This is a genomic window from Bacillus sp. AC266 (assembly GCF_979253805.1).
On the sequence record NZ_CEEDEC010000003.1, the window covers coordinates 367,882 to 381,807 of the forward strand.

The following is a 13,926-nucleotide window of genomic DNA, read 5'->3' on the forward strand; positions in this document are numbered from 1 at the left end:
GTTACAATAAGAGTACATTCTTTACAACCCCTGCTTCATCACCCATCTATTATAGCAGGACATGTACAGCAAAAAAAGGTTTCAAATCGAAAAGCAATATATTTTGTATACAAGAAGTAAGAAAAATAAAATTCCTCCTACCCACATTTTTTACGCCTGAAGTTTAAATGTACTTCAGGCGTATTTTTCTTCCAATTTTATTCATTTGACGATTCTTCTAACTGTACTAACAATTCTTCTAACGGTCCTTCATAGAGCGGTACAGTTGGGATTGATTGTAAAAATCGTTTTCCATAGGAAGAACTTGTCAAACGACGATCTAATACAAATACAGTTCCCGTATCTGTATTTGTTCTAATAAGACGACCAAACCCTTGTTTGAAACGCAAGATTGCTTGCGGGAGCGCCAACTTATCGAATACGTCTTCTCCTTGATTTTTTAACCACTCTCCTTTTGCTTCCATCATCGGCTGATGAGGAGGGGTAAAAGGCAGACGGACAATGACAAGACAGCTTAGGGCATCTCCAGGTATATCTATCCCTTCCCAAAAACTACTTGTTCCTAACAAAATCGATTTGTCGAACTCCTGGAATTTGCGGATTAGACGACTTCGGCTCTTATTATTCACACTTTGCGTTAATAATAAATATCCTTCTAATGTCTCATCATTTTTCAAATTCGTATACGCTTCTTTCAACATTTCATACGAAGTGAATAAAACGAGCATTCTACCTTTTGTAGATTTCGCTATTTTCGCAATATGTGCCGATATAGACTCAATATATTCTTCATTACTTGCTTTCTTAATAAAAGGTACATCCGTTGAAACCATTAATTTCATTTGCTCTTCAAAACGGAATGGTGATGGAACCTTTAATGTATTGGGAGCAAAATCATGTAAACCTAGCTCCTCTTTTATATAGTCGAATGAATCATTAACTGTTAACGTTGCTGATGTGAAAATAACACTCTTTTTCTGGGTTAAAAATTCATCAGCAAATCTTTCACCAATATGAACAGGCTGCGCATATAGAACTGTTGAATGAATCGTTCCCTTCGTTTCAGTCTCCATCCATGTCACGTATGAATTTTTTTCTAAAATGAGTAATTGTAAAGATTGTGCCATCTTTCTCAACAACTCAATTAAATGCATAAATTCACCTGTAACGACATGCATCTCCCATTCTAATTTACTTTGCAATATTTCAGCTTGCTTCTCAAGTGTAGTCAATAACTTTCTTACATCATACACAAATCGATTTGTTAACTCGGTAATGCTATCCCATAACTTACCTTTCTCTACTTCCGTGTTATATCGATAAATGAGTGGCATATTGCTCATCCCTTGTTCCTGCTTTGTTTGTTTAAATACGAAAGTCCGTAACATTTGAAATAGTTCATCCGCATCAAATTTCAATTCCTTCAAACTATGACTCACCATACGGAAAGTCGAACGCGATGCTTGCTCTGATTTTTTCATCATTTTATATACTTTAGAAAGTACATCATCTGTTTCTAGCGTACCAAGACGAGATAATGCTAATTGAAAATACATGCATGAGAACTGTTCACCTAATGTTCTACTCGCCGCTTCCTCGATATGATGAGCTTCATCAAAAATAATATGTTCACATGAAGCAAATAGTGGTTCTTCACTTGAAAAATCTTGAAATAATAACGCATGATTTGTAATAACGATATCTGCAAATAATGCTTTATTCTTTGCTCTTTGATAAAAACAACGACTATACCAGTTGCTTTGCATCCCGCCTGGACTATGTACATCACTACAAATACGGTTCCAAAGTAACTTGCCGCCCTCAGGAATATTCAATTCATCACGATCGCCAGTTTCCGTTTGCAATAACCACACTAAAATTTTTGCCTTTGTGAGCGCCATATCATAATTTTTCTCTTCCTCTTGCAAAGCATATTCAAATTTGTGTAGACAAAGATAATGCTTTCTTCCTTTCAGAAGAGCTACTTCAAATGAAAATGGCATTATTTTCTTTAATAAAGGAATTTCTTTTTCTAGTATTTGTTGTTGCAATTGTACAGTTTGTGTACTTATAATGACAGGTTCTTCTTTTTTCTTTGCGAAATAAATACTTGGAAGTAAATATGCAAGCGTCTTCCCCGTACCTGTTCCTGCTTCAATCAGTGAAAACCTAGAATCTCTTAGCGCTGTATATATTTCCTTCATCATAATCTGTTGGCTTTCTCTTTTTTCAAACTTTGGCATATTCAATTCAAGTTTATCGATTGTCTTATGTAAGAAAGCATCAAATTTAGATGAGTATGTTTCACTGAGGCTTAAAGAATAATTCCGCTTTCGAAGCGCAATATTTCGATACACCTCACACTCCTCTGCCTCTTCTTTACCATGCATCATTTTCTTTAAAATATTTTCAGAAAGTACATCAGCTATATCACTTTGGAAAACATCACTTAATTCATAAAGCGATTGTAATGTGACAAGTGGTAACTTTTCAATTTCACTTAAAAATTGTAAAAACAACTCCGCTGTTGCAAGAGCATCACTATCCGCCCGATGTGGTTGATCGTGCTCTAGTTCATGCTGCTTAGCTAAATCACGTAATTTATAACTATCAGCTGTCGGCAAAAGAATTTGCGCCAATTCAACTGTATCAATTTTAGGACAATGTACTTCTGTATATCCAGCTTGCCTTAATTCTTCATTTAAAAAATTCCAATCAAAGTGAACGTTATGTGCAACAAAAGCCGCACCTTGTAATAGCTCAACAATCATCGGGGCTACATCTCGAAATAACGGGGCTTGTTTTACAAGATCTTCATCAATCCCAGTTAATTCTGTAATAAATAGGGGAATCTCTCTCTTCGGATTAATAAAAGATGAAAAAATCTCTAATATCTCTCCATCTTCCACTACAACAGCTGCAATTTGGGTGATTTTATCCTTCCCATCCTTCCAGGAGTTCCCTGTCGTCTCTAAATCAACAACGACATAACGCTTACTCATATATGTAACACCTCAATTTCTTACCTATCAAACACAAAAATTATATAATGTTACTATACCACGTTTTACCTCATCTTAATGAAAAGATGCACAAAAAAGCTATCTCCTTAATTAGAGATAGCCTTCCTACTTATAATATCGTGCCAGCTTTTTCAGCACCTAACATTTCAATAATTTGATTATCATCGTCTAATACTGCAATTTTCGGCTCTTGTTTATGAATATTTTCTTCTGCCACTAAACCATAGCAAATAATAATAACTTTATCACCCGGTTGTACAAGCCTTGCAGCTGCACCATTTAAACACACAACACCGCTACCGCGCTCTCCTTTAATAACATATGTCTCTAAGCGAGCTCCATTGTTGTTATTTACAATTTGTACTTTTTCATTTTCTACAATATTTACCGCATCCATTAAATCTTCATCAATTGTAATACTACCTACATAATTTAAATTTGCTTCTGTTACAGTTGCACGATGTAACTTCGCTCTCATCATTGTGCGAAACATAGATGCTCCCCCTTATTTCCCCATTAATGTTATATTGTCAATTAATCGTACATTTTCAAACTTAACCGCAATCGCTAAAATGATTCTTCCTTCAATTTTATTTATTGCTTTTAATGAAGGATATGCATATAAATCAGCATAATCTACAGTGCCTTTCGTATACTTCTCAATATGCTCTTTCACAAGATTCATAATGATTTCCGGATTACGTTCGCCTGCCTCAATTCGTTCTTTCGCTATACATAGACTGCCGTATAAATGAGGAGCCTCTTCACGTTCTTCTAGTGATAAATACACATTACGAGAACTTTTCGCTAATCCATCTTCTTCCCTTACAATATCAACTGGTACGATCGTAACGGGAATATTAAAATCAGTTACGAATCCTTCAATTACAGCTACTTGCTGTGCATCTTTCATACCGAAATAAGCACGCGTTGGCAATGTAATATTAAATAGTTTCATTAGTACAGTCGCCACACCCGCGAAATGACCAGGTCTTTGTTTGCCACATAATACGTCGGTACGCTTCACAACTTCTACTGTTGTCGTTTGTTCTGCTGGATACATCTCTTCTACACTCGGATAAAATAAATAATCAACACCATTTTCTTTTGCTACATTTTCATCTCTAACAATATCACGTGGGTATCGATCTAAATCTTCATTTGGTCCAAATTGTAGTGGATTTACAAATACACTTAAAACTACAATTTCATTTTCTTCCCTTGCCTTACGTAGTAACGTAGCATGCCCTTCGTGTAAATACCCCATCGTTGGAACAAAACCGATACTTTTTCCACTTGCATGCAGTTCGTTTGTAATTTGCTGCATCTCTTGCACTGTAGTTATGATTTTCATTATTGTTTTCCTCCGTATAACGCTAAGCACTCTTCCTCTTTCATTGTAAATGAATGTTTTTCTTCAGGAAATTGCCCTGTCTTTACTTCAGTAACGTATTGCGAAATCCCTCGCACAATCTCCTCTTGAACAGACGTATATTGCTTCACAAATTTCGGAACACGATTTACGCCGTACGAGATAAGATCGTGGTATACAAGAACTTGCCCATCTACTTTTTGTCCTGCTCCAATTCCAATTGTAGGAATTGTTAACTGCTCTGAAATAAGTTCTGCTAATTGCATTGGCACACATTCTAGCACAAGTGCTATCGCACCAGCTTCCTCACATTTCTTTGCATCTTCTATTAATTTTTTTGCACTTTCAGCATCTTTCCCTTGTACTTTATACCCACCTAGCACTCCTACAGATTGAGGAGTTAAACCTAAATGCGCCACAACGGGAATTCCCGCATTCGTTAAGTAGTGAATAGTTGATATAACTTCTCCAGCACCTTCTACCTTTAATGCATGTGCCCCGCTCTCTTGAACAATGCGACGTGCATTAATCATCGTATCTTGCAATGAGACATGATAAGACATAAATGGCATATCAGTTACAATAAAAGTCTCTTTCGCTCCGCGGCGTACAGCTTTCGTATGATGAATCATATCCTCTACTGTTACTGGAACTGTTGAATCATACCCAAGTACAACCATTCCTAGAGAATCACCCACTAAAATCATATCGACTTTAGCTTCTTCTGCTAATTTAGCAGATGGATAATCATACGCCGTTAGCATTGTAATCGGCTCACCTTGCTCTTTCATTTTCAAAAAATCTGTTTTTGTTTTCAAAAACTACTCCTCCTTTATGCAGGAGAGAGGAGATGGCCGAAATCATATAAAAAACCCCTCTGGCCATAAAAGGGCAGAAGGGTTGTGTGTTAGTCGGCATTATTCATCCCTCTGTCCCAGTCCATTATTGGATCAAGGCAGAATCCAAATTATTATTTTTTCATACTGCGTAAAATAATGGTGCAGTTCGCTTTGATACTGCCCATATTCGAACTAATTATAGCAAACTCTGAAAAGGAATTGCTACATTTTTTCGAAAAAATAATTTTTTATCCCTATTACGGTATGTGAAATTTATTAGTATCTAAATGACAAAAAGAAGCTCCAAAATAGGAACTTCTTTTACTTAATTTCTATATCAGCAGAATGAATGTGGTGCACTTGTCCTTGATGATCCTCAAGTAACAATACACCATCCTCCGTAATTCCTTTTGCTAGCCCATTAATAGTTTCCTTCATCGTTCGAGCTGTAATTTCTTTTCCGATACTTACTGCGTAACTTTCCCAAAGAATTTTAATAACAGAGAAGCCATTTTTTAAATACTCTTCATACAATTTCTCTAGTTGCAAGAAAATTTGTTGCATAAGTTCCGCACGAACAATCGGCTTACCCGATTCAATTGCTAATGAAGTTGCAATTTGCTGAATTTCCTCATCAAAATGTTCTTGTTTCTGATTTGCATTAATGCCAATTCCCATAATAACAGCATTAATTTTATCTGGATCAGCTTGCATCTCCGTTAATATACCGACAGCTTTTTTACCTTGAATTAAAATATCATTCGGCCACTTAATCCCTACGTTTACACCGGTACATTTTTCAATTGCTTGCGCTACGCTAACCGCTGCTAATAAAGTAAGCTGTGGTGCATGATGAACTGGAATCGAGGGACGCAAAATAATACTCATCCAAATTCCTGTTCCTTTTGGGGAATACCATTTTCTACTTAAACGTCCTCTACCTGCTGTTTGTTCTTCAGCAACGACAATTGTTCCCTCTTCTGCGCCTTCATAAGCAAGTCTCGCTGCAATATGCTGAGTAGACTCAACCGATTCTTCAAAATAAACCGTTCTACCGATACGCTCTGTTTGTAATCCTAATTGAATCTCATTCGCAGTTACTTTATCTGGTTTACTAGCAATTCGGTACCCTAAGCGGCGTACAGCTTCTAGTTCATACCCTTCATTACGAAGGTCCTCCATATGCTTCCATACAGCGGTTCTCGAACAACCAAGTTTGTCACTAAGTATTTGACCAGATACAAATGCACCATCTGCTTCAGAAAAAACTTGTAATAACTGCTTTCTTATAGTAGATTGCATCTTTGTAGCCACTCCCTTATATCCTCTTTCTTATTAACTAAATCTCCTTGTACGATTGCTTCTTCAATATTTTGAAGCATTTCGGCAACCCACGGACCTGGCTTTTTATCTGTCCAGCTTAATAAATCATTACCAGTCACATTCATTTCTTGACGATTTTTTATCGGCAATGCATGAAATAATGATTGTACTTGCTTAACAGACGTACTATTATAACTTTCTATTATCGCTTCATATACTCTTTCCGCCATCTCAGCGATGCGAATCCCAGTTTTATAAAGAAGGATTGTATCCCACTCCTTCTCCTTTCTAGAACGAATTGCTAATAAAACCGCTACGATATCTTTAATCTTTTTATTCGAGAACTTCCATTGACGCAGAAAGACAGATGGATGCTCTTCTCCGATACAATATAGGAAAAATGCCCACGCCTCAACGTCTGTTTCGAAAGAATCCCATTTATACTGCGTAGCTTTCAAGAGTCTTTCTTCTGACATTTGCAAATATGGCAGATGAGAAAATAGCTTAGTTTCTACTAACTCTTGAAGACCATTCACACAATATGTACCGGTCAACAATTTTTCAAATTCAACTGTAATTCTTTCAATCGCTATATGTTCGAGCAAATGCCCATACGTTTCAATTGCTTGTTTCGTCTTTATTTCCAAAGAGAAACCTAACGTACTTACGAACCGAATACCACGCATCATTCGCAGTGCATCTTCTTGAAAACGGTCTGCAGCATCTCCAACCGTTGTAATTTCCTTCAGACGAATCGCTTCTTTCCCAGCAAATAAATCAACCATTTCGCCTTCCTCTGTCATTGCAATTGCATTCATCGTGAAATCACGTCGTTTTAAATCCTCTTCTAATGAACGGACAAATTGAACACTACTAGGTCTTCGAAAATCTTCATATTCGCTTTCTGTTCGAAAAGTAGTTACCTCATACGGTTCACCATTTTCTACAACAATTACAGTTCCATGCTCAAGACCAACCGGAACATGTCTTGGGAAAATAGCCATTACTTCTTCTGGTAAAGCAGATGTTGCGATATCGATATCTCCAATCGGTCTATCGATAATAAGATCGCGTACACTTCCACCAACGAAGTAAGCCTCATGTCCGTGCTGTTTTAACATCTCAATAATTGAACTAGCTTTTTTAAATCTTTCCATTCTTGTCATCCCTTAGTATGTCATAATAAATCGCCTCATACTGTGAAACGATTTTTTCCGAACGAAACTGCTCATATACAGATTTCATCGCTCGCTCTCCCATATTACGGTGAAGTTCTTCATTTTCTAGTAGCTGAATTGCTTGCTTAGCTATTCCGTCTGTATCTCCAACTTCACATATATATCCTGTTTCACCATGTTGAATGACCTCTGGAATGCCCCCAACCCTCGTTCCGATACTAGGCACACCACACGCCATCGCTTCTAATATAACAAGACCAAAACTTTCCTTTTCTGATAAAAGTAGCATTAAATCACTCATCGCAAGAAGCTCTGCAACATTATCTTGCTTTCCTAGGAATAAGACACGTTCCTCAATATGTAAACTTTTCACCAATTGTAAAATAGTACAGAACTCTGGTCCATCACCAACAAGAAGCAATTTCGCATCTACTTCCTTTACAATTTTGGCAAATGACTGCACAACATCCTGTACACGCTTAACCTTTCGGAAATTTGAAATATGAATCAACACTTTTTCATTTTCTCGTATACCATATTCTTTTTTTAATTGAGACATATCACGTTTGAAATAAACACGTTCATCTACAAAATTGTATACCGTCTCAATTTCTTTATCTGGTTTTACAAGTTCATTTGTTTCTTCAATTAACGAATGTGACACAGCTGTAACAACATCAGACTGTTCAATACCAAAGCGAATTAAATTATTTAACGAAGGGTCGGAACCTAACACAGTAATATCCGTTCCATGTAAGGTCGTAACAATTTTAATACGCTCCCCAATCATTTGTTTTGCTAAATATGCACAAATAGCATGCGGGATTGCATAATGCACATGTAAAATATCAAGGTTTTCTCTTTGAGCAACCTCTGCCATTTTACTCGCTAATGCTAAATCGTAAGGTGGATATTGAAAAACAGAATATTGATTTACTGTTACTTCGTGAAAATAAATGTTCGGGTACACTTTATTCAACCGAAATGGTACACCCGATGTAATAAAATGAATTTCATGCCCGCGTTCCGCCAATTGCTTTCCTAACTCTGTCCCAACAACCCCAGAACCACCTACAGAAGGATAACATGTAATACCTATTTTCAATTTCATTTACATCCCCCTATTAAATCAGCATGTAATAAAACCGGTTTCTTACTCATAAATCCTTCGGCATACAGCACTCCAACTTCTTTCCCAAACATCTTCTCCCGAGCGATTACAGTTTCAACGTATCCTTCGGTTAATGGCGTCTTAACACCATCACTCCCTGTTGAAAACTGACTTTCATACGCTTCTAACGCTTCCACCTTTTTAGAAAGGTATTCACTAATATCTATACAAAAATTCGGTTTATGAAAACCATTAATCATATAATTATAAAAAGACTCTACACGGTGCGGCGGAAGTTCAGGCATATATTTACGAATTCCCGCTGAAAAGATAGCTTCTTCCACAAGTTTCGCGCAATTAGCATGGTCTGGATGACGATCTTCGTAATATGGTGCGAAAATTAGTGTTGGTTTATATGTACGAATAATCTTTACAATTTCACGTATATATTCTTCTTTCATATACAAACCACGGTCTGGCATTGCTAAATTAATTCTCGTTTTTACTCCCATAATACGAGCTGCAGCCTTTGCTTCTTCTTTTCTTAGTTCTACCGTTCCATTTGAAGAAAGATCAGCTTCTGTTAAATCGCAAATGCCTACTTCATATCCTTGCTTCGTATACTTTGCAATGGTACCTGCCATGCCGATTTCAACATCATCGGCATGAGCACCAAACGCTAATATATGTAATCCACTCATAATTGTTCCCCTCATTTTCTTAACTTTCGGTAATCTAAATCTCCCCGCTCTAATGCATGCATTAGCATTTCAGCACTTGCCATATTTGTTGCTAATGGGATGGCGTATACATCACATAAACGAAGTAACGCATTAACATCTGGTTCATGCGGCTGGGCTGTTAGTGGATCCCGGAAAAAAATCACCATATCCATCTCATTTTTTGCAATCATTGCACCAATTTCTTGATCGCCACCAAGAGGACCGGATTGATATCTTGTTACAACTAAACCAGTTGCCTCCATAATACGAAGTCCTGTCGTTCCTGTTGCAAAAAGTTCATGTTTTTCAAAAATTGGTTTATATGCGTATGCGAACGAAACCATATCATCTTTCTTTTTGTCATGTGCGATTAAGGCAATTTTCATCCGTTGTCTCCCCTTTAGTCGATAATATTTTCTAAACCGTACACAAGATGATCAAGGTTCATTACTGTTTCAATTGATAGTTTTACACCTGACATAAATGATGCACGGTTGAATGAATCATGACGAACTGTTAACATTTGTCCATCTCCGCCGAACATTACTTCTTGGTGTGCAATAAGCCCTGGTAGACGTACGCTATGAATGTGAATACCGTCTACATTTGCACCACGTGCCCCTTCTAATTGTTCCGTTTCATTAGGGTGCCCTTGCTCTTTTGGCACACGATTTTGACGGATTAATTCTACTGTTTTTACAGCTGTACCAGATGGTGCGTCTAATTTTTGATCATGGTGTAATTCAATTACTTCAACATCTTGGAAGTACTTCGCTGCCATTTGAGAGAACTTCATCATAAGTACTGCACCAATCGCAAAGTTTGGAGCAATGATTGTTCCTACTTCTTTTTCTTTTGCATTTTCTGTTAATTTCTTTAGTTCTTCTTCAGTAAATCCAGTTGTACCAATAACTGATCGAAGTCCACGTTCAACTGCAAGTGTCACATGTTTCTTTCCAATTTCTGGTGTTGTTAAATCTAACAATACATCTGCTTCTACTTCATCTAAACAAGTATGTAAATCCGCGTAAATAGGTGCATCTAGCGCTGGCATTCCCGGTAAATCAGAAATTTTTTCTCCGCCATGCTTATAATCAATTGCTGCTACTAAATTGAAATGCGCTGTTCTTTCCATAAGAAGGACTGCTTCATATCCCATGCGTCCTCGTGGTCCAGCGATAATTACTTTAATTTCTTTCATGCGTCTTTCTCTCCCTCATCAATACGTGTCCAACGATCTTTATCACGTGTATTAAATTTATTCATTACAATGTTATGCGCTGTTTCTAAATCAATATTTAAACTATTTGCCATACAAATCATAACAAATAAAACATCTCCAAGCTCTTCCTCAACACTTCGTTCTTTCTCAGTCGTTTTCTTTGGTTTCTCACCATAATAATGATTAACCTCTCTTGCAAGCTCTCCCATTTCTTCAGTTAAACGAGCCATCATTGCAAGCGGACTAAAATAACCTTCTTTAAATTGACCGATATATGCATCTACTTCTTTCTGCATATCTTTCATCGTTTTTGCTTCCATACTAGTCACCTCTTATTCCTTCCTCTTTCATGTTAGCCAATTCATCGCGATTTGACAAATATTATTCCCTCATATCACTATTTACGACTCTTTTTAGGATAGACTATAATAAAGTGAAACTTCTTTTGCGTGATTTTTGCAAAAGATCAGCCTGAACCAATCGGGTCCCTGCGGCTGGTTCGACCTTTTCTTCTTTGCTTTTCCCTCTACCAGCCGTTGGGACGGGATAAAGTGAAACTTTCTTTTGCAGTTTTTCCGCACAATATCAGGCCGAACTAATTAAGCTCTTATACCATTCTCTATTTTTACTATCAACTAGAAATAACTTATTATTATGTTCTATCGTTTAAGAGGAGCAATGCAATCATTACATAATTAGGGGGATTTCTAAATGACATCAAATTTGAAGATTCGGAATATCATTTTTATTTTAATCGGTTCCGCTATTTTTTCTTTCGGTATTGTGAATATCAATATTGAAAACCATCTTGCAGAGGGTGGATTTACCGGCATTACGCTATTATTATATTTTAAATTTTCACTTGATCCTTCCTATACAAACTTAATTTTAAACGTCCCTCTATTTTTCATTGGCTGGAAATTACTCGGCCGAACAACATTTTTATACACATTAATCGGTACATTTAGCGTCTCTTTATTCCTTTGGGTGTTTCAGCGCTACGAGGTTCTCAACTTACATTTAAACTTGCAAAATGATATGACACTGGCTGCTTTATTCGCTGGGGCATTTATCGGCATAGGACTTGGAATTATATTCAAATACGGCGGGACTACTGGCGGTGTTGATATTATCGCAAGGCTAGCTCACAAATATGTTGGCTGGAGTATGGGAAAAACGATGTTTATGTTTGATGCGGTCGTTATCATTATCTCTATTCTTACATATTTATCATATCGCGAGGGCATGTATACGTTAGTTGCTGTTTTTATCGGGGCTAAGGTTATTGATTTCATGCAAGAAGGTGCTTATGCAGCAAAAGGAGCAACTATTATTTCTGATAAAAACGATGAAATTGCTTCAAAAATTTTATCAGAAATGGAGCGCGGAGCAACCTTTTTAAAAGCAGTTGGATCCTATACAAAAATAGAACGTAATGTACTATATTGTGTTGTTGCTAAAAATGAAATCGTAAAATTAAAAAATATCATTATTTCAGTAGATCCACATGCCTTTGTCGCTGTAAGTGATGTACACGATGTTGTTGGTGAGGGATTTACATTAGATGAAAATAAAAAACCGTTACATAATTAAATTCAGCTAGAAAAGCTCTGTAGCTTTTCTAGTTTTTTATTATAAATCTTTTAAGTTTCTCCAAATCCTCATAAATAAGCTCCAACAAACTCCGATTATAGAAAATAGAAGCTGGATGAAAGGTCGGAAAAATATGATATTCTTTTTCTGACCAAATAAATTCTGTACTGCTGCTATCTTTCAATCGCTGCACAGGTTGCTTTAACAATTCTCCATGAACATCCGTAATTTTATTATTTTTACCAACTAAACGCTGTAATGCAATATTACCAAGTGTGACAATAACCGGCTGCTGTATAAATTCCAGTTCATAATCTAGCAAAGGTGCATGGGCAAGTATCTCACCTTGATTCGGTGTTCTATTGTACTTCTTCTGTATTATTTCGCCATTTCGTTCCCTTTTCTCTCTCCATTTATAAGGTCTACTCCGGACCGCACTCGTAATATATACTTCTTCCCTTGTAACGTGAATACGTTCTAAAAATTCCATTAAATGTTTTCCCGCTCTCCCACTAAATGGAATCCCATTATGAATTTCTGTTTCACCAGGTGCTTCTCCAACAAGCATTAATTTCGGGTTTTTAGGGCCCTGTCCACTTAAAAAACCTTCTAATTGGTATATAGCACTACGCTCCTTCACTTGTTTAACTAAATGATATGGATATTCTATGTCCGTCACCTTCTTTCATCATTCCATACTTATCTTTATTTTAACTAGTTCTATACCCCATATTCTCTCTATTATTTCCATTTGTAACATATTATAAGATTCAATCCACAAAACAAAAAAAAGACTATCAAAATTGATAGTCTTTAATCGTCGCTACGCTGCATACCAGTATAAATTAATACGAGACGTAATAATTCAAATACTGCTACAGCAGCTGCTGCTACATATGTTAATGCTGCCGCATTTAATACTTTACGAGCTTGACCGTACTCATCTGTTGATACGATACCAAGTGCTTCAATTTGTTGCATTGCGCGTTTTGATGCATCAAACTCAACTGGTAATGTAACAAGTTGGAAAATAACACCTGCTGCCATTAAAATAATTCCTAGTAACAACAAACCAGACATTTGTGCAAATACACCAATTAGGACAAAAACCCATGACATGTTTGAACCAAAATTAGCAACTGGCACTAACGAATGGCGTACACGCATAAAGTTATAATCTTTCGCATCTTGAATTGCGTGTCCTACTTCATGTGCTGCTACAGCTGTACCAGCAACTGAATGACCATAATAGTTATCTGTCGATAATCTAACCGTCTTTACACGCGGGTCATAATGATCTGACAAATGACCTGGCGTTTCTTCTACGGCTACATTGTACAATCCATTTTCATCTAAAATTTTTCGAGCCACTTCCGCTCCTGTCATACCTGATGTTGAATAAACTTGTGAATACTTGCTATAGGCACTACGTACTTTTGACTGTGCATACAACGGTATGATCAAAATGATCGCGAAGTAAATTAAATAAAACATCATAAACCTCCATTGAAGTTTTAATTATAGTACTTCTCATTCTATTTTT

The 13,926-nt window shown here is 36.7% G+C and carries 14 protein-coding genes; 1 reads left to right on the forward strand and 13 read right to left on the reverse strand.

The features are described 5' to 3' along the window. Nucleotides 1–197: 197 nt before the first annotated feature. The 11 genes from dinG to AC0IXC_RS15120 all read right to left on the reverse strand — a co-directional run bounded on the left by dinG (nt 198) and on the right by AC0IXC_RS15120 (nt 11,110). Complete coding sequence (gene dinG, locus AC0IXC_RS15070; protein ID WP_002189002.1) at nt 198–3,002, reverse strand: ATP-dependent DNA helicase DinG; 2,805 nt, start codon at nt 3,000–3,002, stop codon at nt 198–200. A gap of 130 nt (nt 3,003–3,132) precedes the next feature. Further along, a complete protein-coding gene (gene panD, locus AC0IXC_RS15075; protein ID WP_000490176.1) occupies nt 3,133–3,516 on the reverse strand; it encodes an aspartate 1-decarboxylase in 384 nt (127 codons plus the stop codon). Between the two features lie 12 nt (nt 3,517–3,528). After that, nucleotides 3,529–4,377, reverse strand: a complete 849-nt coding sequence (gene panC, locus AC0IXC_RS15080) for a pantoate--beta-alanine ligase (protein ID WP_016101475.1) — start codon at nt 4,375–4,377, stop codon at nt 3,529–3,531. Continuing rightward, nucleotides 4,377–5,213 (reverse strand): 3-methyl-2-oxobutanoate hydroxymethyltransferase, encoded by an 837-nt coding sequence (panB, locus tag AC0IXC_RS15085; protein ID WP_002011854.1) that lies wholly within the window; start codon nt 5,211–5,213, stop codon nt 4,377–4,379. Before panB ends, panC begins: the two co-directional genes overlap by 1 nt. Before the next feature lie 342 nt (nt 5,214–5,555). Continuing rightward, a complete protein-coding gene (locus tag AC0IXC_RS15090; protein ID WP_002086594.1) occupies nt 5,556–6,536 on the reverse strand; it encodes a biotin--[acetyl-CoA-carboxylase] ligase in 981 nt (326 codons plus the stop codon). Next, the gene (locus AC0IXC_RS15095) at nt 6,521–7,714 is read right to left on the reverse strand and encodes a CCA tRNA nucleotidyltransferase (protein WP_471653023.1); all 1,194 of its coding nucleotides are present in this window, start codon (nt 7,712–7,714) and stop codon (nt 6,521–6,523) included. Before AC0IXC_RS15095 ends, AC0IXC_RS15090 begins: the two co-directional genes overlap by 16 nt. Continuing rightward, nucleotides 7,701–8,846, reverse strand: a complete 1,146-nt coding sequence (bshA, locus tag AC0IXC_RS15100) for an N-acetyl-alpha-D-glucosaminyl L-malate synthase BshA (RefSeq protein ID WP_002086596.1) — start codon at nt 8,844–8,846, stop codon at nt 7,701–7,703. The genes AC0IXC_RS15095 and bshA overlap by 14 nt, the downstream gene beginning before the upstream one ends. After that, nucleotides 8,843–9,547 (reverse strand): bacillithiol biosynthesis deacetylase BshB1, encoded by a 705-nt coding sequence (bshB1, locus tag AC0IXC_RS15105; protein WP_002011848.1) that lies wholly within the window; start codon nt 9,545–9,547, stop codon nt 8,843–8,845. The genes bshA and bshB1 overlap by 4 nt, the downstream gene beginning before the upstream one ends. An 11-nt stretch (nt 9,548–9,558) precedes the next feature. Next, a complete protein-coding gene (gene mgsA / locus AC0IXC_RS15110) occupies nt 9,559–9,954 on the reverse strand; it encodes a methylglyoxal synthase (RefSeq protein WP_000684753.1) in 396 nt (131 codons plus the stop codon). 14 nt (nt 9,955–9,968) lie between these two features. Continuing rightward, on the reverse strand, nt 9,969–10,769 hold the full coding sequence (dapB, locus tag AC0IXC_RS15115; protein ID WP_471653024.1) for a dihydrodipicolinate reductase: 801 nt from the start codon (nt 10,767–10,769) through the stop codon (nt 9,969–9,971). After that, nucleotides 10,766–11,110, reverse strand: coding sequence for a nucleotide pyrophosphohydrolase (locus AC0IXC_RS15120; protein WP_002011846.1), 345 nt, complete (start codon nt 11,108–11,110; stop codon nt 10,766–10,768). The genes dapB and AC0IXC_RS15120 overlap by 4 nt, the downstream gene beginning before the upstream one ends. Before the next feature lie 391 nt (nt 11,111–11,501). Here AC0IXC_RS15120 and AC0IXC_RS15125 point away from each other — a divergent pair, with 391 nt between their 5' ends. Continuing rightward, nucleotides 11,502–12,383, forward strand: coding sequence for a YitT family protein (locus tag AC0IXC_RS15125; protein ID WP_002011845.1), 882 nt, complete (start codon nt 11,502–11,504; stop codon nt 12,381–12,383). 28 nt (nt 12,384–12,411) lie between these two features. On the opposite strand, the gene AC0IXC_RS15130 is transcribed toward AC0IXC_RS15125, so the two are convergent. Both AC0IXC_RS15130 and AC0IXC_RS15135 read right to left on the reverse strand, forming a co-directional pair. After that, nucleotides 12,412–13,062 carry a uracil-DNA glycosylase gene (locus tag AC0IXC_RS15130; protein ID WP_002188995.1) on the reverse strand — a complete coding sequence of 217 codons (651 nt, stop codon included), beginning with the start codon at nt 13,060–13,062 and terminating at the stop codon, nt 12,412–12,414. A 134-nt stretch (nt 13,063–13,196) separates the two neighbouring features. After that, nucleotides 13,197–13,877 (reverse strand): zinc metallopeptidase, encoded by a 681-nt coding sequence (locus AC0IXC_RS15135; protein ID WP_002086606.1) that lies wholly within the window; start codon nt 13,875–13,877, stop codon nt 13,197–13,199. Nucleotides 13,878–13,926 lie beyond the last annotated feature (49 nt).

Excerpts from the sequence above, each read along its gene's own strand:
- AC0IXC_RS15090 (WP_002086594.1), bottom strand. The coding sequence starts at position 6,536 with ATGCAATCTACTATAAGAAAGCAGTTATTACAAGTTTTTTCTGAAGCA.
- dinG (WP_002189002.1), bottom strand. The coding sequence starts at position 3,002 with ATGAGTAAGCGTTATGTCGTTGTTGATTTAGAGACGACAGGGAACTCC.
- AC0IXC_RS15125 (WP_002011845.1), top strand. The coding sequence starts at position 11,502 with ATGACATCAAATTTGAAGATTCGGAATATCATTTTTATTTTAATCGGT.
- AC0IXC_RS15120 (WP_002011846.1), bottom strand. The coding sequence starts at position 11,110 with ATGGAAGCAAAAACGATGAAAGATATGCAGAAAGAAGTAGATGCATAT.
- panD (WP_000490176.1), bottom strand. The coding sequence starts at position 3,516 with ATGTTTCGCACAATGATGAGAGCGAAGTTACATCGTGCAACTGTAACA.
- bshA (WP_002086596.1), bottom strand. The coding sequence starts at position 8,846 with ATGAAATTGAAAATAGGTATTACATGTTATCCTTCTGTAGGTGGTTCT.
- AC0IXC_RS15095 (WP_471653023.1), bottom strand. The coding sequence starts at position 7,714 with ATGGAAAGATTTAAAAAAGCTAGTTCAATTATTGAGATGTTAAAACAG.
- mgsA (WP_000684753.1), bottom strand. The coding sequence starts at position 9,954 with ATGAAAATTGCCTTAATCGCACATGACAAAAAGAAAGATGATATGGTT.
- AC0IXC_RS15135 (WP_002086606.1), bottom strand. The coding sequence starts at position 13,877 with ATGTTTTATTTAATTTACTTCGCGATCATTTTGATCATACCGTTGTAT.
- panC (WP_016101475.1), bottom strand. The coding sequence starts at position 4,377 with ATGAAAATCATAACTACAGTGCAAGAGATGCAGCAAATTACAAACGAA.
- dapB (WP_471653024.1), bottom strand. The coding sequence starts at position 10,769 with ATGAAAGAAATTAAAGTAATTATCGCTGGACCACGAGGACGCATGGGA.
- bshB1 (WP_002011848.1), bottom strand. The coding sequence starts at position 9,547 with ATGAGTGGATTACATATATTAGCGTTTGGTGCTCATGCCGATGATGTT.